Below are 20998 nucleotides of genomic sequence, written 5' to 3' on the forward strand. Positions count from 1 at the left end.
AAGCATTTCTTTCACCTACTCTATTTTCACTTACAACAGGAATTGAACTTATTTTCCTCGATATCCCCACGGGGCTCAACCTCTTTGAATATCTGCCCTTCGAACCAGTACATCTGTGCACCAGTAAGCCATGCATCCTGTGGCAAGCCTGCCTTTAGACAGGTATGGTTTAAAAGATCGATAGCATCAAAATCGTTCTCCGGTGCGACCTGCGGAAGCAACAGCCCCTGATACATGCCCATCTTCGCGATCAGACCATGACGACCGATTTCGATGACCTCAGGCAACTTATCCGGAAGAACATCGACAAGTTCCGGTTGTGTCAGGACCGTGACCTCTACGATAATATCAGACATCTCGGAAATATCGACCATTGGAAAACGAGGGTCCCTTGTGGCCGCCGAGATCGCAGAATCGACAATTGCACTTTCCAAAACCGAATCCGCATAAGGATGACCGATACAACCTCGCAGATTGCCGTTCTTTGTCAGAGTCACGAAAACACCACGCAATTCACCGAACACCTCCGGCAGATCAATGGAATCTGATTGTTCCCCATCTTTCAGAAATGACTCAATAGTATTCCTTGCGAGCCTTACGGTCTGTTCCCCTTCAGAAGCACTTAGCATAGTAACCCCCACAACGATTTCATTCAAATTCCCTATATCTTTTTGCAGCAACCTTTAAAGCTTCAATGCCAGGCAAGAGGTCCCCGGCAAGATAATCAATACATGCCCCGCCACCTGTGCTTATGTGTGAGAACATCTTCTCATAACCCATATTACGCACTTCAGCAGTAATGTGGCCACCGCCAGCAATTGAATAACCGGCATTTGTTGCTGCCTTGATGATCTCAGAGGTGCCTATCTCAAAGCCCTCTATCTCAGAAACGCCCGCAGGACCATTTAAAACAACCGTCTTCGCATTTTCAATCTCGCTTGAATACGCTACAATGGTCTCAAGACCGATATCATTAATTGGAAGATTTGACGAAGCCACATCATCGATGTTTGCCTCGATACGTTCTCCATTATCATTAAGAGCAACATCCCTTGGAAAACCGAGCTTACCATCGAATCTCTCCAGGATATTTTTCGCCTTATCTATCTGGTCAAGATATCCCTGGGATTCGATGAACTTCATATTAGGTCCACCAATATCAACACCTGATGCAGCAAGCACGACATTTGCGACCACTCCTGTAACCAGAACCCTGTCAGCACCGCCACTTGAAAGGACATGCTCAGCCACCTTGAGAGAATCATCGACCTTCGCACCGCCAAGAACAAATATGCATGGAGATTCAGATCCTTTAAGGCTCACATCAAGAGAAGTTATTTCCCTCTCCATAAGACGACCTGCTCCAGACGGAAGAACTCCAGAAAACCCTGTGATCGAAAGATGGGAACGATGGGACACCGCAAATGCATCGTTCAGGAAAATATCGAAAAGCGGAGCAAGTTTTCGCACCATATGAGTCCCCTGATGTTCATCAACAGGTCTTCTCAAGCTTTCTTCAGAATAGAAACGCACATTCTCCAGAAGGATAACATCCCCCTTTTCCATTGAAGCGATGCTATCTCTTGCATGGGTACCAAAAATATCATCGATATAGGTAACTTTCCGACCCAGTGAACTGGACATCACATCAGCATGTAGTTGCATAGTAGTGAAATCGTTCTTTCCTGGTCGGCTCTGGTGAGCTAACAGCACTACCTTCGCATCCTCCAGGTCCATAAGGGTCGGTATATGGCTTTTGATCCTCATATCATCAAGTATGCCACCGCCAGGACTCATTGGAGAGTTCAGGTCCACCCTCACAAGAATTGTTCTATCCCCTATATCAAAATCGTCTATCGTGAGAAAATCTTTAGCAGTCAAGGTATTCATCACCGGTAATGCTGATCATATAATCCTGATAATTTGAATTTGCAATTGAAATGAATGATGTGCACGACACTATAAACCAATATATATTTATGTATATCCATCTGGATCCCAAAGGATGTTTTCAAAAATATAAAAGAATGAAGAAGATCAGAGGCCAATCAGCGACATCAGCTCTTTGAGATCCACATTGTCATTAATAAGCTCCACAATACGACCGAGCTTATGTTCGCGCCTGAACCTTGCACGACCAATGAGGCGCTCCATTCTTTCAATGGTAGACATCGTATCCCCCCGAACAAGGATCACAGGTATCTGTGCCTCATCCGCACTACCAAGTACAGCTGCACTTGGCTGAAGATTTCCGGTCAGGACAAGACATTTCACACGTGCCTCGATCGCAGCCATCTGAATATCAGACCTGTCGCCCCCTGTGATCACGACAGAATTGGGAGTACGCCTAAAATATTTGATAGCGGAATTCACTTCCATTGCCCCCACAAGATAGTGATCCACAAGCACATCGAGATTCTCAGACCCTGCAAGAACCTCTGCGTGAAGGTCTTCAACTATCTCAGAGATAGGGACCGAACGAAGGGTAGTGTCCTTTGGAAGCACACCAAGCACTTTGACCCCTTTATTTTCAAGGAAGGGAACCAACAGCTCACAAACATATTCAAGCTGTCCTTCATCCACTTCGTTAAGAATGACACCTGCGAACATATCCGGGTCGTGTATCAATTCAATATCAGAAAGAATACGATCCACAGCATGTATGGACTCATATCGGGCGACCAGAAGGATCTTGGTCCCGACAATAGAAGCAACCTGCGGGTCGGACAGACCGTATATTGCCCCACCACCAATGCCGCCTGTGCCTTCCAAAAGAACAACATCCTTGTCCCTGGATATCTCGCCATAAGCATCGAGAATTGTCTTATCAAGATGCTTTTCGACACCTGCGAGAGCATCTTCCACAAGGTTATCAGTAAGAAGTATAGGAGTTATGTTCTTAATATCATCTTTCAGGTCGAAGACCTTACGCGCCTGCTCTGCATCTTCATCGGAGAGCACACCATTAACATCCACCAGCATGTTACCCACCGGTTTCATGTAACCGATAGAATAACCCTTGTCCTTAAGGATAGTACCAATACCTATACACAGGGAACTTTTTCCGGAATATTTCTCAGAGGAACTTATCAATATTGAAGCCAAACTGCCCAACCTCCATTTCTTCTAATTTGAATTATCAGCATATTCATTCTCCTCCAAGTGTCAGCCTTATGTCCATGGCAACACATCCCTGACCTTCAGGCAACACCATCAGAGGATTTATCTCAAATTCAAGTATCTCAGGGAAATCCGATACAAGTTGTGACACCCTGCAAAGAGTATCAACGATCGATGCAATATCAGAAGGACTCTCGCCCCTTATCCCTGTCAATATAGGATATGTCCTGATGGATGATACCATCTTCTTGAGCACATCCACTCCAACAGGAGCAACACTGAATGACACATCCTTAAGCACTTCCACGTATGTCCCGCCAAGACCGAACATAAGCAGTGGACCGAATTGCACATCCCGGTTCATACCAATGATGACCTCCTTACCACCAGTGATCATTTTCTGGACCTGTACACCAGAGACCACTGCGTGTGGCATGTAGCGTCTCACATCCGACATCATTGTGAGGTATGCCCGCTCAACATCATCCGCATTCTCAAGCCCTATGCGAACACCCCCCACATCGGTCTTGTGGGAGATATCAGCAGAAAGCACTTTCATCACAACGGGATAGCCCATATTCTCACATGCATCTAACGTACCTTGCAACGTCTTCACATTGAGGGTTTCAACCACAGGTATGCCATAAGCCCTGAGAATATCAAAGGATTCGAGCCCAAGAGTGCGCCTCCCATTCGAGATGGCATCCTTTAGCAGAGAAGATACGAATTCCTTATCGACATCGAACTTCTCAGGCAGGACATATTCATGTTCCCTCATGACGCCATAGTCGCATAGAGCAGCCATGCTAACAACTGCTCTTTCGGGGAAAGGATAATTCGGAATATGATGGCGATTCAGGATAGCTTCACCCTCTTCGATCCGCGTACCCCCCACAAAACTGCATAATATGGGCTTCTTCGTATGTGCACATTTCTCAGCAACCACTTCCGCAATGTTCTTAATTTCCGTCATTGCCTGCGGAGAAGTTAGAAGGATAACACCATCCACGTTCGGATCATCGAGTATCGTTTCAATTGCAAATCCGTAGATGTCAGGACGAGCGTCACCCAATACATCTACCGGATTATAGAGACTGGATGCCGGAGGAAGTTTGCTCCGCAGCTTTTCAATCGTACTCTCATCAAATGATGAAAGGGAAAGCCCCGCGAACTGACAAGCATCTGCTGCTAGAATACCAAGTCCACCAGCATTTGTGATGATAGCAATGTTTCGCCCATCAGGTATTGGCTGGCTGGAAAAAGCACGCATGAGATCCATTAGCTGTTCAACGGAATCGGCCCTTATGACATTGCTCTGAGAAAATGCAGCATTGTAAGCCTCATCTGAGCCTGCGAGCGTGCCGGTATGAGAAGAAACAGCTCTCGACCCAACCGCAGTCCTGCCTGATTTTATCACAATGATAGGTTTCTTGCGTGAAACCTTGCGTGCGATCTCCATGAACTTCGGCCCGTCCTTCACACCCTCAAGATAAGCAGCTATTACAGCAGTATTTTCATCATCCTCCATTTCAAGCAGGAAATCGTTCTCGGACAGATCTGCCTTGTTCCCAAGACTGATGAACTTTGAGAAACCTACCCCTCTTGCATCCGCCCAATCAAGCGTCGAAGTGCATATTGCACCTGACTGGGACATCATTGAGATGTTGCCCTTCTTGGCCATGGATGCAGCAAAGGAAGCATTCAGACCTGATGCAGTATCAATGATACCCAGACAATTCGGCCCCACCATACGCATCCCGTGTTCCTTTACGATCTCAGCACACCTACGTTCAAGCTTCGAGCCTTCGATACCTGCCTCCTTGAAACCTGCGGAAATAACAACTACGTTCTTTACCCCTGCCAGACCACATTTTTCAAGCGCATCGGGAACAAGCACAGCAGGCACAACAACGACTGCAAGCTCTGCTCCCCCGGGTGCGTCCAGAATGGTCGGATAGCAAGGCAGACCGAGGATCTCATCGGCTTTAGGATTAATAGGGATTATCCTGCCACTGTAACTTTCAAGCAGATTGTCAAGCACCGCCCGCCCCACTTTCCCTTCAGTTCGGGAGGCACCGATGACAGCCACAGAAGCCGGATCAAATAATTTTTCAAGCATTGTGATACCTGTGAATTTCTAAACAATATAAACGATATAATGTCAGACCAGTATTTAACTAACTAACTAACTAACTAACTAACCAAATTATATTGAGAATACTGATAGATAATGTTTTTCTAAGAAAGAGCATTTATCGCATCAGTTAGAAAACTTTAGGCCAATGTTTCATAATGAAGCTGAACCATTCCTTTTTCATACTGTTTTACATCAAGTAGCTTCAGTTCGGTCTGATGTGCATATTCACGGAATAATGGAATCCCTTCACCTAAAAGAATGGGCATTACCCCAATGATGATCTCATCGATGAGCTTGGAGTCGAGAAACTCCCGGACAACTTCCCCACCACCCAGGACCCAGATATCCTTTTCCGTTTCAGAGGAGAGCTCTTCCACAAGCCCTTTAACAGAAATGTTGGTAAACTTCACAAGGTCGGTATCCTCGAACTTATTACCATGAGTAAGAACATATGATCGCGCGAACTTGTAGGGCCATTCGACATCAAATGAGAGTATCATTTCATAGGACTTCCTTCCCATTACGACAACACCAATGTTCTCTATGAATCGGTCATAGAAATCATATCCGGGAATGTCGATAAGCCAATCAACGCTTCCGGACTTTGTTGCAATATAGCCGTCCAGGCTCATGGCAATGTATAGAATTTTCTTTTGAGCCATTAGGTCAACTCCAACAATGGTAGTATCAATATTTTGCCGTATACTTTTTTGGCATCTTCGTTCAGGAAACCCCATATGAAACACAAAGAATTGCAGAAACTGGAATAATATGTTTCTCTCCGCGCCTTTCATCGTCCAATATAATATAATCTTTGTTTGCACGAATTCTGCCTTTTCTAACTGCTCCCGTTAATAACGTAACTTCTACAAACATTTCAAGATCTGATATATTATCAAGTTCTTCAATTATTGTCCATTTGTTTGCAAACATCCCCCATTACCTCTTAGCTTAGATCGTTCAATTCTAGTACTAAACTATTGAAACCTGTTAAAACCTATTAAATTAATAGAGTATCTGAATTATTCCCACTTATATCTGTCCTTTTATGCAGCTTAGTCAAATATAATTAATATGACTGATTGTATATATTAATAATCAATAAAAGAAGCGTAAACGAAAAAAACAGCATAATCGATTCCATTTCTACCACCTAATTAGTTTATTCCTGCTCTTTCACGTACACTGATCATGCCTTATCTTTGATTGTTCCTTCTACTTTACCACATCTACGACAAATTTTCACAATATGTAGTTTCCATGAACCATTTTCCAGCTCTGTAGAAAAACTATAAAGATCAACATCAGTGGACTGTAATTGAGATTATATTCCAACACCGTGTCACACATCCCATAATATTTTTTAACTCGAATTATTGCCAGAATATTGAGGATTTCTACAAAGCCTAGATTTCGTTATTTTATATCATAATAATGAAAACTAAAATTTTAACTATATTTTGTTGAGACAAAAACAGTTTAAACTAATCATTATGTTGACCCAATGCCGAAAATATGTGGATAGATCGGCATTTGTAATATGATGTGGCCGCTGGCTGCAGCTCCCGAAAAAACGGTATTTGTATGAGAGGGAAATCGTTTGAAGCTCAAATCGCGATCATAGATGTTCCATCAAATAGAGAGTGATTTTTATATTTTGGAATCATATGATCGAAAATAGCCCATTTATATACAAGTAACATATAAATTGACTCGATATTATGATAAATACTTCTTTTATCTAAAATAAAAGAATATATTCGCAAATCACGGTCACCAATTATAAATAGAACTAGTATAATGTATCATTTAGAATGTGGAGTTCAGATAATTGGTAACCAACCAAAACTCCACATTAGCCCAAAGGCAAGGTTAGTTTGTCGTTTTCATTATATAAGCTTAGCTTTGCCTCTGGAGTAAATAAATGAAAGAGGTAAATAAGAATGAAGAATATGACTAAAATGACCTTGAGCATATTGATTATAGGTATTATAGGAATTATGCTCACTGGTTTCGCATGGGCAGAATCATCAGATTCCAGCCAAGATGAAGCTTTTGAAGAAGAATATTATTTTCCCGAATATGAATCAACCACACTCGAGTCCCTAAAGAAAAGTTCAGATGTGATTGAAACTCGAGGAACTGTACCTATACTTACAAAGGATAAAGAAAAAGTAGAATGGCTGGATTCGATGTGGGAAAATATCAATAATTCAGAAAGTGAACTTCATCCTTACATGAAAGAATACGGAGGTCCTTTAACTGGATTTGGTGTTAACTATGGAGGATATATATTTGTAGACTTTGATGAAGGGATAAGAGATGTTGATAAATCTACGATTGACAAATTTTACAATATAATAGATGCAAATACAAAAGAAGCAGAACTATCTGATATTCCAGTCGTTTTTAGAAAAGGAAAAGTCGTGCATCTTGATTCACGCACTACAAGATGGGATGATATGATTGGAGGAATAAAAATAAATTACCAGAATTCAACCGGATCATGGTTTGCGTCAACATTATCATTTGCTGCAGAGGACAGCAGTGGGAATAAAGGATTTGTGATGAGTGGACATGCCGCAAATACATCTGGTGGTGTTGGAGGAGATATTTACCAAGGTGGACGAAAAGTAGGAGACGTCACTTATATCACAGCCCATTTTGCAGATGCTGCATGGGTGCAAACCAATGATGTCAACGACGACATCTATTATGATGACATTGATGATGTTAGAGATGTGCGCTCCTTTTACGATCCGTCCTTAGGCACCAAAGTCTATATGTCAGGAATAACCTCAGGTCTAGTATATGGCGATGTTACAGAAAGATATATAAATAAAAACCACGCCGTATTTGGAACTCTTTATGACCAATTCGTTGCAGATTATAATTCCGCGAGTGGCGATAGTGGAGCTCCTGTCTTTAAAAAGTATGGGAGTCAAGTAATGATTTCTGGTGTACACTGGGGACATAACGACACTAATACCTTTTTCTCACCGATAAGTGGTATTGCGCTGGATTTAGACGTAGAACCTTTGACAAGCTAAGTACATAAACTCTTTCAGCATAGTAGCCAAATTATTATTAATAATTTGGCATATTTTTTATAATATCAATTAAAGTCTTTAAGTAAATTAGAAGGTATCTATTGAATACCAATAATATATTGTTAATAGTGAGGCGATTAGATGCTAAAGAGAGGAGAATTTGGTAAAATTTTGATGCTAGTGTTATTTGTTTGTTTTTTATCATTTAATTCTGCAAATGCTGCTGGTGACGAATTAAATGATTCTAAAAATACCAATAAATTCACCGATTCAAATAATACAAGTTCCTATTTTGAAGAATCGAAAGATCATCCGCTTTACATAGCCAGCAGAGGAAACATTCCTGAAACAATTGATCAGCAATGGAAAAATTCGGTTAACAAATGCTGGTTATCCATAACAACTGAAAGATCGGTTGTCGAATTAGATCCGTCTGTATATGCCATAGCTAGTACCGGTGAATTACTGGAAGTGCATCTGGATTCTGATTATCAGGAAAAGATTAACGAGTCAAAAATTGATGAAATCTATCGGAAAATAAATGAACACTGCGAGCAAGAAGCAGGAATCAGCAATATGCCCATCGTTTTTATGTGGGCAGAGGATGATGAAGACAAGCCCCTTCCTGACTATGGTCCGGAGATATTTGAGGAAGCTAAAAGAAATCCATCGGTTATAGCTGTCTACGGGACAATGCCTATAATTGAGCAGGAAAGTGATAAAAGAGCGTGGACAGATTTACTTGGCCATACAAAACACAGGGAACTTGATCCGTTTTTTGCTGAATTTGATGGACCTGTATTAAGTTATGGAGTCAGTATTAATGGCTATCTGTCTGTGGGAATGGACTTGGAAACCCCGGAAAAAGTAAATGAGTCTGTAATTGATGAAATATATCAGACTATAGACAGGCACTTTGAACAAAAAGCTAGCATAATTGAAGTGCCCGTAGTATTTGAATGGGAAGGGCGCGCTGTTCTAGATGAAATGGTTGAAGAAGACATTATAGTGATAGGTGATGATGGAAACCTTATAACCTATACAAAGGATGAAGCATATTATGACGAAGATGGAAATCTTGTAATCATAGGCAATAAAACAACACAAGAAGAGCCTGAGACTAAAAACCAACTTCCCGGTTTCACTGCACTAATGCTCATAATTGGACTATTGTTATCGACAAAGAGTGGAAAATGAAGGAAACAACACCCAAAAGCTAATAATCCTACATTGCCTATGCAAATCAGTGATCATATGAAAATACTTGGAATATCAGGAAGTCCCAAACAAGAAGGTAACAACGAGACCATCATAAAGAATGTACTGGAAGTCGCAAAAAGCAAAGGTTTTGAGACTGACAGCATCATGATCTCACAAAAGAAAATAGCCCCATGTATTGCATGTGGAACATGTGCAAGAGGGGAAAAATGTCCCATCAACGATGACATGCAGGAAGTATATGGCAAACTTGTAGAAGCTGATGCTATCGTATTCTCAACTCCGGTGTATTTCGGCGGCATGACAGCACAACTCAAAGCATTGTTCGACAGAAGCGTACTGCTCAGGCGTCAGGGATTCCAGCTTCGTGGTAAATTCGGTGCGGTAATGGCAGTCGGAGGCTCCAGAAATGGCGGTCAGGAAAAGACCATACAGAACGTCCACGACTGTATGATGGTACATGGAATGATACCTGTAGGAGATGGGGCACACTTTGGCGGAATTGCACTAAAACCGGTCGATGATGACGAAATCGGCATGAAGACCGTGATTGATACCATTGAGAACCTTTGTGCAACCCTCAAAAAGAATGAGTTATAAATTATTTACAAAATTTCAGCATGCAGAGGATGAGCAATATTGCACACCCTTTGCATTCCATAGAATTAATATCGAATATCCATCTATATGTGAAGTTCGTGGACCAATATGTTCTCAAGATCGGACATCACTAAATTAATGCAACGCTGGCCCCACTTTGAAGATGGGGTCACCAATGATATCGCAATACTGATAGGAATATTCACAGGACTTACCATCGTAGCATACAATATTTGTTTGAAATATGCAGAAGATATATTCTGGAGCAATAGTGATATCACGAGCAGCTATATTGTGATACTCATCCCCGCCATTGGCGGATTATTGGTCGGGATCATTGTTTTCTTTTCAGGAGATATACATCGCTGCAACGTACCAGAGGTCATTGAAGGGACTGCCTTGCATGGAGGGCGCATCAGCGTAAGGGGTGCTTTTCGGGAAGTGGTATTATCAATAATATCCATTGCAACCGGAGGTTCCGTAGGTAAAGAAGCTCCCGGCATCCTTGCAGGTTCCGGTATCGGCTCGATATTCGCAAAGGCCCTGAAAGCGCCTGACCATCGATACAGAACATTGATAGGATGCGGTGCTGCCGGAGGTATCGCTGCTGCTTTTAATGCACCCCTTGCGGGTGTGGTCTTTGTTGTAGAGGTTATATTGGGAGAACTTGAAACAAGGACCTTCATACCCATTGTCATATCAGCCGTATTCGCTACACTTGTAGCAAATCTGATCTTCGAGGTCAAGCCGATACAGATATCGTACTACGGCCTTGTGGACCCGATAGGCGAATCTATCCTTTACCTCATACTTGGAACTCTTTGTGGCATAACATCCGTATTATTGATACGTACCCTTTTCACAGTACATGACGGATTTAGCAAACTTCCCATCCACAGTGCATTCAAACCTGCCATTGGTGGTCTTTTGGTAGGTCTGATGGGATATTTCTACCCCCAGATACGGGGGATAGGTTATGACGTCATAGCAGATGTGCTAACGAACAGCTTTACCATTCAGCTGCTTCTGGTATTATTCGTCCTGAAAATACTCGCATTCTCATTTACAATAGGCTCCGGTGGTGCTGGTGGTTCTATCGTACCATCGATGTTCGCAGGGGCCATGCTAGGCGGAGCATACGGAACATTAGTACACAGCATATTCCCGACCAGCACTGCCGCTGCAGGAGCTTATGCACTGGTGGGAATGGGGGCCACACTTGCAGGAACAGCAAGAGCTCCACTTACAGCGGTGCTTATCCTTTTTGAACTTACACAGAACTACAACATCATATTGCCACTTATGTTCGCATGTGTGGTCAGCAACTCCATTTCCAACAGCCTTCACGAAGAATCAATGTTCACAGAAATGCTTAAACGAAGAGGTTTCACGATACGCAGAGGAAAAGAGATCAACATAATGGAAGCAATGTTCGTCAGGGACAATATGCGCACAAATGTCCATACGATATCTGATGATGATACTGCGAAGGACCTACTGGACCTTATGCAGTCAAGCCGGCACGCAGGCTTCCCAGTACTTGATGGTAATAAGAAGTTATGCGGGATAGTAACTCTCGAGGATATGAGAGAAAAAGTCAATTATGGAGAGCTTGACATCAGGATAAGCCAAATTGCAACCCATAATGTTATCTCAGCATACCCTGACGAAACTCTGGACGTGGTACTAAAACGATTTGCAATGAGGGACGTTGGGAGACTACCCGTTGTCTCAAGAGATGATGACAAAAGCCTTCTAGGCATCATTACAAGAAGTGATATCGTCAAATCCTACAACAAGGAGATAGTCACTCATGTCCAGGAAAAAGATATAAGGAAATGAGATCAGTCCAGAACACGTCCTAGGAAATATCCGGCAGTTGTATCATATATCTCAACGTTGCAGGAAGTTCCCGGAGAAACAGAACCTTCTGGAAGAACGACCGGTTTGTATGATGCAGTGCGTGCCATCACTCCTTTGACCTTTGCATCCATTGAAATGAAAACCTCCCCCTTCCAGCCGATCATTTTTTTCTTTGAATCCAACTTAATGGTATCGCAAAGTTTGTGAAGCTTATTTGAGCGCTCGACAACGATACGTGTATCGAGATTGCGATATTCAAGTGCTTTTGTAAGGGGTCGGGGAGTATAACGGGAAATGTTCACCTTGTCAGGCTTCATTGTCTTCACCCATTCAAGTGTCATGTTGAAATCATTATCGGATTCACTGGAAAATCCTACGATTATATCAGTGAAAAGGGTGAGATCGGGAAAAGCTTCTCTTAAACGGAAAACAATGCCGTTGGCCTCTTCTATGGAATGGTAACGGTTCATCTTCTTAAGGACATTATCGGATGCGGACTGTATAGGAAGATGCACGATCTTGTATATCTTGTCAGATCTGAAGACCTCAATAAGGTCGTCAAGGATAGGAGTTACTGAGAACGGATTCATCATACCTACCCTTATCTTGAAATCGCCGGGGATCGCCACGATACGTCTTAAGAGCTCAGGAAGCAAAACATCCCTGTCAGTGCCATACTGCCCGTTATCCTGTGAGGTCAGCCATATCTCACGACATCCCTCATCCACTGCCATACGAATATCCTCAACAATGGAATCGGCATCGAAAGAGCGTAATTTGCCCCGGGCGATCGTAACGATGCAATAGGCACAGCTATAATCACATCCCTGAGATATCTGGCAGATGTGTATGTTCGGATTAAAACGCGAATGAGCAGTCTTGAGAAATCCTTCCGGCTCGGAGGTGATCAGTTCCACCCTTTCGCGTGAACCGACTTTGCAGGAGTTTTCAATGGACCTCAGGACCTGCCCTATCTTTGCAATGGAGTTCACACCAAGGATATGAGCATCGGGATTCCTTTCAAGTATAGTTTCGAGCTGTACCTGTGGCATGCAGCCGGTGACGACCACATCAATGCCCTTAGCCCCAAGGTCCTCGATCTTGTGAAGGATCTTCTGCTCAGTGGTATACTTGACAGTACATGTGTTGATGACCACTACTTCGGCATCCATCTCATCCACAAGCTCATACCCAAGATCTCTGACCGATGCGATCATGATCTCGGATGAAGCCTGATTTGCCGAACATCCATAGGTTGTGATGTGTACTTTCATGTCAAGGAACAATTACAGACGCAGAGGTGTCTGTTCTTTGTCGCCGATATAGATGGAATCGGTTAGTTTCACAACACCAGAACTGCCCATGCAAATACTGTGGACCCTGGCATTCCCACCACCGAAAAGGTTCACCTGGTTCAGGAACTGACCACTTGTGACCCCGGATGCTGCAAATATGAAATCAGTCCCTGGAACGAGTTTGTCAGTGTCAAGAATATCATTGATGTTGTCTTCTGTGATACCCATGGTAGCAAGACGAGGCATCTTCTCTGCTTTCTCTTCTGCTATCTCTTCTTCAGATCCACCATTGGCTACTGTCGGAAGGACGAGCCTTGCAAGGACCTTGCCACCAAGGATCTTGATCGCAGCTGCAGTCAGCACGGCCTCACCTGAACCGCCTGAACCCATTACGACATGAATGCCTGAACCACGTATAGCTGTGGAAACGCCTGGCATGAGATCTCCGTCAGAAACAAGGTTTACACGTGCACCAGTGGCGCGGATCTCCTCGATCATATTCTTGTGCCTATCCCTTTCGAGAATGACAACCACGATCTCCCCAATATCCCTTTCCAGTGCCTTTGCAACGATCTCAAGATTCTTTATGATAGGTGCATCAAGATCTATCTTTTCATCAGGATGTTCCTTTTCATACCTGACAACATCAGGACCAACAACGATCTTGTCCATATAAACATCAGGACCGTGGAACAATCCACCAGGCTCTGCCATTGCCATAACGGAGATAGAACCAGGTATACCGTCTGCGGTCAGATTTGTCCCTTCAAGAGGATCGACCGCAATGTCTACTACGATGTCACCTTTGCCGGTACCGACTTCCTCGCCGATGAATAGCATAGGAGCTTCATCGCGCTCGCCTTCACCGATCTTGATAACACCTTTGAAATCAAGGGTGTTCATCATTCTACGCATGGCTTCTACGGAAACCTGATCTGCGTAGTTCTTGTTGCCCTTGCCCATCTGGTATGATGCAGCAATGGCTGCAGCTTCTGTTACGTGGATAAGGCTTGGAAGTAATGCACATTCGACAGGACCTGCGCATTTTATCATGTTCTCTACTGTCTTTGGGTGAGGCAAAATATCATCTCCGATAAACGTATGTAGCTGACTAATGTTTCAAAACTATTAATGTTTTGCATTAACTTTCATCAAGCACTACCATTGGTGCAAGCAGGGTCGAAATAAACTTATTTAAGAATATCCACAAGAGCAACCCTTTCCAGAACCAGTTCAGGTATCCGGTCCTCTCCCACCGCTTCAAGTTCAGCGTCCGTTATAGAGAATTGGGAAATAAGTTGTTCGTTCTTGGATACTGAATATTTGAGCACATCCGAAAGCTCAACCAGTGAAGAGATCTTTTTAGCGGCTTCACCCACATTCACAGGAGCTCCTATTATAATGAACACAACATCCAGCCTACCTTCGGAAAGACCAATGGAAAATGCCTCGCCGATCTGCTTTTTACCAGAAGCATAACGCATCATCTCCACCCCAAGGTCCTTTGCAATGTTAGTGCCATTCTCCATTGCTTTCATTGCTTTTGAAATTGCATGGTCTATATGGGCTTTTCCCGCGATCTTTCCAGCATCCATTCCCTGTATTATCACATCGTGTTCGGATGCTATTGAAGAAAGACCTTTCAAGAACCTTTGTAGTTCATCTATGACCAAAGAGCCTTCTATGAGCTGGATATCCATGATATGTGGATTAGATTTCCCTTCAATAAGTATGACGGTCACCATATAAAGAAAACAATATATGATCAAAGGGAAGCGTTCTTTCCGCTCCTTTTATTTAGTTTGTCATTAATTAAACGAAATAGAACTAAATAGACTAAATTTATCAGAAATAGAGCTATTATCATATCTCCAATTTTCCATATCAAAAGTCGCGGATACCAAGATCGAAGCTATCCATGATGTGTTCTCGAAATAAGATAAGAACTTGTTGGAACGGTGTTATTTATGCAACAGGATTATAATTCAAGCAATATTGAACAGAAATGGCAACAAAAATGGAATGAGAGCAAGGTCTTTGAAGCTGAAGCCGATGACCGCGACAAGTATTTCATAACTATCCCATACCCATACCTGAACGGAAATCTCCATGCCGGGCATACAAGGACATTCACCATCGGTGATGTCGTTGCAAGGTACAAGAGGATGATGGGCAACAATGTCCTCTACCCAATGGGATTCCATGTGACAGGAACACCGATAGTCGGGCTTGCAGAGCTCATACAGAATCGGGACCCGGAAACTATGAAGGTGTATACCGAGTTCCACGGGATACCAGTGGAAACGCTCAAGGGCATGGACACTCCTGAAAAGATAGTGGATTATTTCAGTGTGGAAGCTGAAAGGTCCATGCGCTCCATTGGATATTCCATCGACTGGAGACGCAAGTTCACGACCACCGATCCAAATTATAAGAAGTTCATCGAATGGCAGTTCAATCTGCTTTATGAAAAGGACCTCATCGTCAAGGGTTCACATCCTGTCAAATGGTGCCCTAATGACGACAATCCAGTGGAAGACCATGATATCCTCCACGGAGAAGAAGCTACGATCATCGATTACACTCTTGTCAAATTCAAGTATGATGGCATGATTATCCCATGTGCCACATTGAGACCTGAAACGGTCTTCGGTGTGACAAATCTGTGGATCAATCCAGATCTGGAGCATGTTAAGATAAAAGTGACCTTTGAAGGCAGGGAAGAGGTATGGGTCGTAAGCAAGGAAGCATATCGTAAACTTATTTTCACGGACAGAGAGGTAGAGTTCATCGAGGATGTCGATGCCAGTTCATTGATAGGCATCAAGGTCACTAACCCCCTGAACGACGCACAGGTCATTACCTTGCCTGCATCCTTTGTTAAGGGAGAGAACGGAAGCGGTATCGTAATGAGCGTGCCTTCACATGCACCATACGATTATCTTGCTTTGAGAGACCTCTATGACAAGGACCTGAGGGAATATGGAATCACTGAAGACCTGCGGGAACTTAAGTTCATTTCATTGATCAAAGTGAAAGAATTCGGGGAATTCCCTGCGATTGAGGCTGTGGAACAGTTCGGAGTAAAGGACCAGGACGATCCCAAGGCAGAAGAGGCGACAAAGATCGTCTATCGCCGCGAGTTCCATGGTGGTGTGCTTAAGGAAAATACCGGAAAGTATTCCGGAATGGCTGTTTCCAAGATCAAGGATGTTCTTACAAGGGACCTCATCGAGATGGGGATCGGCGAAGTATTCTACGAGTTCAGTGAACCGGTCGTCTGCCGTTGCGGAACACCATGTGTTGTAAATATGGTTAAAGGACAGTGGTTCCTCAACTATTCCAACCCTGAATGGAAGGACAAGGTTTACCGCTGTATAGAGAACATGGACATCATCCCTGAAGACCTCAGGGTAGAGTTCAACAACAAAGTGGACTGGCTCAAGGACAAGGCATGTGCAAGGAAGAAAGGGCTTGGGACACTTCTGCCTTTCGATAACCAGTGGCTTATTGAATCCCTTGGGGATTCCACTATCTACATGTCATATTATATCATTGCGAAGTTCATTGCAATGGGAATTGAGACCGAGCAGCTAGTACCGGAACTGTTCGACCATGTGCTCCTTAAAAAATGTTCATTGGAGACTGCTGCTGAAAGGAGCGGTATCGATGCAAACATTATCGAACAGATCAGCAGCGATTTCGAGTACTGGTACCCTGTTGACCTGAGGTCTTCAGGAAAGGACCTGATACCGAACCACCTTTTGTTCTTCCTCTTCCACCACGTAGCTATCTTCGATGAGGATAAATGGCCACGTGCAATAGCCATCAATGGTTTTGTGTCACTCGAAGGGAAGAAGATGAGTAAATCAAAGGGTCCCCTTCTTACACTGAATGATGCCATCACAAATTATGGTGCGGACATTTCCAGGATGTATATCCTTTCCAGTGCGGAACAGATGCAGGATGCTGACTGGAAGAACTCCGGAATCGAAACTGCCAGAAAGCAGATAGAAAGGTTCTATAATTTCTCAAAGGATATTATCGGATCCGGCATCCCAACCTGTAACGTGGAGAACCTGAAAGGCATCGACAAATGGATGCTCAGCAGATTGCAGCAGCGCATACTTGAAACAAATGAAGCGCTTGATACGATCAGAACCCGAAATGCATTACAGAATGCATACTTCCTGCTGTTCAATGATATAAGATGGTATCAGAAACGTGGCGGAAACGCTCTTCTTTGCGAAGTACTGGATGTCTGGATAAGACTCATGGCGCCATTCACCCCACATATCTGTGAAGAGATATGGGAAGCAATAGGCCATACGGACAATGATCTTATTTCATTGGCAGACTATCCGCAGTATGATGAAAGTCTCGTGGACACTCAGGCAGAATTTACAGAGGAGCTTATCGGCGGCACCCTTTCAGATGTTGATGAGATTATAAGGGTTACGAAGCTCACACCAAAGAAGGCCATATTGTATACTTCACCTGAATGGAAGATGGAGACCTTCAAGAAAGCCCTTTCAATGCAAAAGGAAGGAAACCTGAACCCTGGTATACTTATAAAAGACCTTATGAGAGATCCGGAAATGAGGAGCCATGGAAAGGAAGTTCCTAAGTTCGCGCAGAAGGTCGTTTCGGACATAACGGCCATGAACGAGGAAAAGTTCGATACCCTTTCGAACTTCGATCTTGATGAGAAGATCGCACTTGAGGAAAATCTAGAATTTTTTAAGAACGAACTTGGATGCTCTGTGGAAATATATTCAGCAGATAATGCAGAGTATGACCCCGAAAATAAGGCAAGGTTCGCATATCCGCTCAGACCGGCCATCTATCTTGAATGATGTGAAGGGATCATCCCTTCACTAGCCCTTTTTTATGATCTTAGCCTTAAATAAGAGTTACCTGTTTAGTCTTTGGTACAAGACCACTAAGATCGGACATCTCTTTGACCAAAGCAATAAGAACAGTGTTCGCGATAAGCAGTATCTCGGCTGATGTGGGATCGACTGCAATATTATATGCCGGGTCCGAATCGGGAATTACGATACGGTTTATGGACCTTCTCAATTCTTTCAGGTCTTTACTCGCTAGGTCCGTGACCGTAATGAGAGAGCGGCGATAGTTCCTGATGTGGGATTCATTGATACCCATTAATTTCAGTTCTTCCTTGAAAACAGGTCTTTCAAAAATGGAAGTGGCAATATGAACGGCTACAGGAAAACGAATGTCCGGTTCAAGGGATTGAAAATGTTTAGACATTACAGAATAGATTTCACTTTCGGATGCATTCTCACTTTTCACACATACATATACCTTGGATGGAGGTATCTCGACTTCAGTTAATTTCTCCATATCACGCAATGCGCGAAGGTAACCTGTGATGATAAGACGGTGTTCTTCAAAGCCTTCTGCTTTGAGCTCCCTACTTATACCGCTTATGGATAATTGCTTTTTATCAAGTATCTTATAGATTTTTTTGGATAGATCTTCAGACATGCTTCCTAACCAGTATTGATAACAAACTTGGATAAATGTATCGGTCAATTAGAGATGCTGCTGCAATTCAGAAAAAAGAAGAGCATAAGACGCTAAAATATGCATAATGAGGACATCTCCCCACAACACCTTTATTAAGTAAAAGTTGTATATGGGAATAGGCATAGTGAATAAAAAAGTGGATTTTACCCGAAAAGGATCTGCAAACCCCCCAAAACTGACCTTATAAGAGGTTTATAATAATGCCGAAAAGGACTCGAATTATAAATGACCCCTCAGAACTGGTTCCCCTGCTCCAGACATTTCAATCAAAAGAACATAAACAGGTGTTTAATCTCCTTTTAGAAGAATGGTTGACAAAAGGAGACATAGAAGATAAAATGGGATTTGATGCAACCGAAAGCATTAGCATACTGAAAAAATGTGGCCTTCTTGAAAGTCAGTGGCACATGCCGAAACCAGGCAAAATGCCCGAAAAAGAATATCATTCATCTTATTCTAAAGTTCAATCGAACTTCCAATGTTCTTTTGAAGATCTGAGCGATATCATAATACTTACTTTCAATAAATATGAAGAGATCAGTGATCTCATAACAGAGCTGGAAGAACTTGTGGAGAAAGGAAATCATTCCATGAGCAGTCTGACACGTGCTATGAACAAAAATCCATTGTACATTCGTTCTTTGGCTAGAAGATCATCAAAGCTTTCTGTCATGGGACAAAGGCTCAAGATGAATGAGGAAAATTAATGATAGATATTCTTCAAAGTAAAAGTGGTATCACCAAATTTCAGATACTTACAGAAGTTGCTGCACATCAGCCAAATGTTCGCCAGAAGGAGATCGCTGAAAAGATCGGTGTAACTCCCCAGGCAGTTTCTGAATATATAAAAGAACTTACTGCAGAGGGATTTATCTTTTCTGATGGTAGGGTACGTTACAGGATCACTAAAAAAGGTGTTGAGTGGGTCCTGGAAGGTGCTGCGGACATGAAACGTTACGCTAATTTTGTCATGAGCGACATCATTAGTCATGTTTCTACATGGACAGCCATTGCAGATGAAGATCTTGAGAAAGGGGATGACGTATATCTTCAGATGCGAAAAGGTTTACTTTACGTCAGCAAAACGAATATAACAAGTGCAACTGGCATCACCATATCTTCTGTTGAAAAAGGAGATGATGTTGGAGTTACGAACCTTTTGGGAATGATCGAACTTGAAACGGCAAGCATTACCGTATGCAAGATACCACGAAGTGAACGTGGCGGATCAAGAAATGTAGATCTCGAAAGGCTGGAAAAACTTGCCAGTTCAAAATCATTTATTGCAGTCATTGGTGTTGAATCGCTTGTGGCATTGAAAAAGATAAACAAGGAACCAGATGTAATGTATGGGGCCAAGGAATCAATTGTTGAAGCTGCATTCCACGGATTATCATCTCTCGTGCTTGCAATTGATGAAGAAGTGCCACAGATCATGAGCAGGCTGGAAACTGAAAATCTGGAATATGAGCTTGTAGACCTCAATGTTCAGTGAGGAAAAGCTGATATTCATAAGGGGATACTATGAGAATACTTGCTATTTCTGACACACATCTCAAGGGAGGAGATATACCCCCCACTTTCAGAGGATTAGTAGATGACTGCGATATGATCGCCCATGCTGGCGATTTCACATCAAATGAATGCTATAATGCATTTGCAGCTACAGGTAAACTTAAGGCTGTACATGGAAATTCAGATAATTCAGAATTAAAACAATTATTGCCTGAAAGACTTGTTTTTGAAACAGAAGGAATTAAGATAGGGATAGTTCATGAAGGATCCCTATCCATTATGGATACGACCGCTTTGCGTTATCTGGCTCTTGAGATGGGAGTTGATGTCCTTATATTCGGACACATTCACAGACCATTGATCGAAAAAAGTGATGTGATACTGATATGCCCGGGTTCGCCTACAGAACCACGTCAATCTGATCCATCCGTGGTATTGATAGATATTAAAGATGGAAAAATATTGCCACGTATCGTTGAGATAGAAGGAAAAACATGCGGAGCCATCGATTTTTCACGAGATCTTGAAAAAGATAGATAAAAAATAGAATTCGTGAAGATCTATCTTTCCTAACCCATACATTTTTTATTTTGAACACAACACCAATGTTATGAAGACTGAAGTTTACATTATCACCAAATGTCAGT

At 42.8% G+C, this 20998-nt stretch carries 18 protein-coding genes; 8 read left to right on the top strand and 10 right to left on the bottom strand.

All coding sequences use genetic code 11. From position 1 onward, the window contains the following. Positions 1-26: 26 nt before the first annotated feature. From MBUR_RS06920 to MBUR_RS14130, 6 genes are all read right to left on the bottom strand, one after another. On the bottom strand, positions 27-629 hold the full coding sequence (locus tag MBUR_RS06920; RefSeq protein ID WP_011499407.1) for a TIGR00296 family protein: 603 nt from the start codon (positions 627-629) through the stop codon (positions 27-29). A 19-nt stretch (positions 630-648) separates the two neighbouring features. Beyond that, the gene (locus tag MBUR_RS06925) at positions 649-1893 is read right to left on the bottom strand and encodes a phosphoglycerate kinase (RefSeq protein WP_048063297.1); all 1245 of its coding nucleotides are present in this window, start codon (positions 1891-1893) and stop codon (positions 649-651) included. A 144-nt stretch (positions 1894-2037) separates the two neighbouring features. Next, complete coding sequence (locus MBUR_RS06930) at positions 2038-3105, bottom strand: phosphotransacetylase family protein (protein WP_011499409.1); 1068 nt, start codon at positions 3103-3105, stop codon at positions 2038-2040. 43 nt (positions 3106-3148) lie between these two features. Continuing rightward, positions 3149-5239: an acetate--CoA ligase alpha subunit gene (gene acs, locus MBUR_RS06935; RefSeq protein ID WP_011499410.1), complete on the bottom strand. Its 2091-nt coding sequence runs from the start codon at positions 5237-5239 to the stop codon at positions 3149-3151. 155 nt (positions 5240-5394) lie between these two features. Next, positions 5395-5919, bottom strand: coding sequence for a dihydrofolate reductase family protein (locus MBUR_RS06940; RefSeq protein ID WP_011499411.1), 525 nt, complete (start codon positions 5917-5919; stop codon positions 5395-5397). Positions 5920-5980: 61 nt separating this feature from the next. Next, the gene (locus MBUR_RS14130; protein ID WP_048063298.1) at positions 5981-6190 is read right to left on the bottom strand and encodes a hypothetical protein; all 210 of its coding nucleotides are present in this window, start codon (positions 6188-6190) and stop codon (positions 5981-5983) included. Between the two features lie 1010 nt (positions 6191-7200). On the opposite strand from MBUR_RS14130, the gene MBUR_RS13010 reads away from it, so the two are divergent. The 4 genes from MBUR_RS13010 (at position 7201) to MBUR_RS06965 (ending at position 11967) form a co-directional block, all read left to right on the top strand. Next, the gene (locus tag MBUR_RS13010) at positions 7201-8307 is read left to right on the top strand and encodes a hypothetical protein (protein ID WP_011499412.1); all 1107 of its coding nucleotides are present in this window, start codon (positions 7201-7203) and stop codon (positions 8305-8307) included. A gap of 141 nt (positions 8308-8448) precedes the next feature. Then, positions 8449-9504 (top strand): hypothetical protein, encoded by a 1056-nt coding sequence (locus tag MBUR_RS06955; RefSeq protein ID WP_011499413.1) that lies wholly within the window; start codon positions 8449-8451, stop codon positions 9502-9504. Between the two features lie 57 nt (positions 9505-9561). Continuing rightward, a complete protein-coding gene (locus MBUR_RS06960) occupies positions 9562-10125 on the top strand; it encodes a flavodoxin family protein (protein WP_011499414.1) in 564 nt (187 codons plus the stop codon). A gap of 108 nt (positions 10126-10233) precedes the next feature. Next, the gene (locus MBUR_RS06965; RefSeq protein ID WP_011499415.1) at positions 10234-11967 is read left to right on the top strand and encodes a chloride channel protein; all 1734 of its coding nucleotides are present in this window, start codon (positions 10234-10236) and stop codon (positions 11965-11967) included. Positions 11968-11969: 2 nt separating this feature from the next. On the opposite strand, the gene MBUR_RS06970 is transcribed toward MBUR_RS06965, so the two are convergent. From MBUR_RS06970 to cgi121, 3 genes are all read right to left on the bottom strand, one after another. After that, entirely contained in the window at positions 11970-13262 is a 1293-nt protein-coding gene (locus MBUR_RS06970) for a tRNA (N(6)-L-threonylcarbamoyladenosine(37)-C(2))-methylthiotransferase (protein WP_011499416.1), read from the bottom strand. A 12-nt stretch (positions 13263-13274) separates the two neighbouring features. Beyond that, positions 13275-14363 carry a class II fructose-bisphosphatase gene (gene glpX / locus MBUR_RS06975; RefSeq protein ID WP_011499417.1) on the bottom strand — a complete coding sequence of 363 codons (1089 nt, stop codon included), beginning with the start codon at positions 14361-14363 and terminating at the stop codon, positions 13275-13277. 110 nt (positions 14364-14473) lie between these two features. Further along, positions 14474-14983, bottom strand: coding sequence for a KEOPS complex subunit Cgi121 (gene cgi121 / locus MBUR_RS06980; RefSeq protein ID WP_048063578.1), 510 nt, complete (start codon positions 14981-14983; stop codon positions 14474-14476). A gap of 267 nt (positions 14984-15250) precedes the next feature. On the opposite strand from cgi121, the gene leuS reads away from it, so the two are divergent. Continuing rightward, on the top strand, positions 15251-18139 hold the full coding sequence (leuS, locus tag MBUR_RS06985; protein WP_011499419.1) for a leucine--tRNA ligase: 2889 nt from the start codon (positions 15251-15253) through the stop codon (positions 18137-18139). 46 nt (positions 18140-18185) lie between these two features. Here the strand turns inward: leuS and MBUR_RS06990 are convergent, their stop codons facing one another. Next, positions 18186-18794, bottom strand: a complete 609-nt coding sequence (locus MBUR_RS06990; protein WP_011499420.1) for a hypothetical protein — start codon at positions 18792-18794, stop codon at positions 18186-18188. A gap of 242 nt (positions 18795-19036) precedes the next feature. On the opposite strand from MBUR_RS06990, the gene MBUR_RS06995 reads away from it, so the two are divergent. The 3 genes from MBUR_RS06995 to MBUR_RS07005 are packed head-to-tail and all read left to right on the top strand — an operon-like array spanning position 19037 to position 20891. Then, positions 19037-19543, top strand: coding sequence for an ArsR family transcriptional regulator (locus tag MBUR_RS06995; protein WP_011499421.1), 507 nt, complete (start codon positions 19037-19039; stop codon positions 19541-19543). Then, positions 19543-20331 carry a winged helix-turn-helix transcriptional regulator gene (locus tag MBUR_RS07000; RefSeq protein ID WP_011499422.1) on the top strand — a complete coding sequence of 263 codons (789 nt, stop codon included), beginning with the start codon at positions 19543-19545 and terminating at the stop codon, positions 20329-20331. Before MBUR_RS06995 ends, MBUR_RS07000 begins: the two co-directional genes overlap by 1 nt. A gap of 29 nt (positions 20332-20360) precedes the next feature. Beyond that, the gene (locus MBUR_RS07005) at positions 20361-20891 is read left to right on the top strand and encodes a metallophosphoesterase family protein (RefSeq protein WP_011499423.1); all 531 of its coding nucleotides are present in this window, start codon (positions 20361-20363) and stop codon (positions 20889-20891) included. Positions 20892-20998: the final 107 nt, after the last annotated feature.

The sequence above is a fragment of the Methanococcoides burtonii DSM 6242 genome (assembly GCF_000013725.1).
GTDB lineage: Archaea > Halobacteriota > Methanosarcinia > Methanosarcinales > Methanosarcinaceae > Methanococcoides > Methanococcoides burtonii.

What these genes read in the sequence shown, in the direction of transcription:
- MBUR_RS06990 (WP_011499420.1), bottom strand. Translation starts at nt 18,794, where the DNA reads ATGTCTGAAGATCTATCCAAAAAAATCTATAAGATACTTGATAAAAAG.
- MBUR_RS06965 (WP_011499415.1), top strand. Translation starts at nt 10,234, where the DNA reads ATGTTCTCAAGATCGGACATCACTAAATTAATGCAACGCTGGCCCCAC.
- MBUR_RS06970 (WP_011499416.1), bottom strand. Translation starts at nt 13,262, where the DNA reads ATGAAAGTACACATCACAACCTATGGATGTTCGGCAAATCAGGCTTCA.
- MBUR_RS13010 (WP_011499412.1), top strand. Translation starts at nt 7,201, where the DNA reads ATGAAGAATATGACTAAAATGACCTTGAGCATATTGATTATAGGTATT.
- MBUR_RS14130 (WP_048063298.1), bottom strand. Translation starts at nt 6,190, where the DNA reads ATGTTTGCAAACAAATGGACAATAATTGAAGAACTTGATAATATATCA.
- acs (WP_011499410.1), bottom strand. Translation starts at nt 5,239, where the DNA reads ATGCTTGAAAAATTATTTGATCCGGCTTCTGTGGCTGTCATCGGTGCC.
- MBUR_RS06995 (WP_011499421.1), top strand. Translation starts at nt 19,037, where the DNA reads ATGCCGAAAAGGACTCGAATTATAAATGACCCCTCAGAACTGGTTCCC.
- MBUR_RS06920 (WP_011499407.1), bottom strand. Translation starts at nt 629, where the DNA reads ATGCTAAGTGCTTCTGAAGGGGAACAGACCGTAAGGCTCGCAAGGAAT.
- cgi121 (WP_048063578.1), bottom strand. Translation starts at nt 14,983, where the DNA reads ATGGATATCCAGCTCATAGAAGGCTCTTTGGTCATAGATGAACTACAA.
- MBUR_RS06955 (WP_011499413.1), top strand. Translation starts at nt 8,449, where the DNA reads ATGCTAAAGAGAGGAGAATTTGGTAAAATTTTGATGCTAGTGTTATTT.
- leuS (WP_011499419.1), top strand. Translation starts at nt 15,251, where the DNA reads ATGCAACAGGATTATAATTCAAGCAATATTGAACAGAAATGGCAACAA.
- MBUR_RS06940 (WP_011499411.1), bottom strand. Translation starts at nt 5,919, where the DNA reads ATGGCTCAAAAGAAAATTCTATACATTGCCATGAGCCTGGACGGCTAT.
- MBUR_RS07005 (WP_011499423.1), top strand. Translation starts at nt 20,361, where the DNA reads ATGAGAATACTTGCTATTTCTGACACACATCTCAAGGGAGGAGATATA.
- MBUR_RS06960 (WP_011499414.1), top strand. Translation starts at nt 9,562, where the DNA reads ATGAAAATACTTGGAATATCAGGAAGTCCCAAACAAGAAGGTAACAAC.
- MBUR_RS07000 (WP_011499422.1), top strand. Translation starts at nt 19,543, where the DNA reads ATGATAGATATTCTTCAAAGTAAAAGTGGTATCACCAAATTTCAGATA.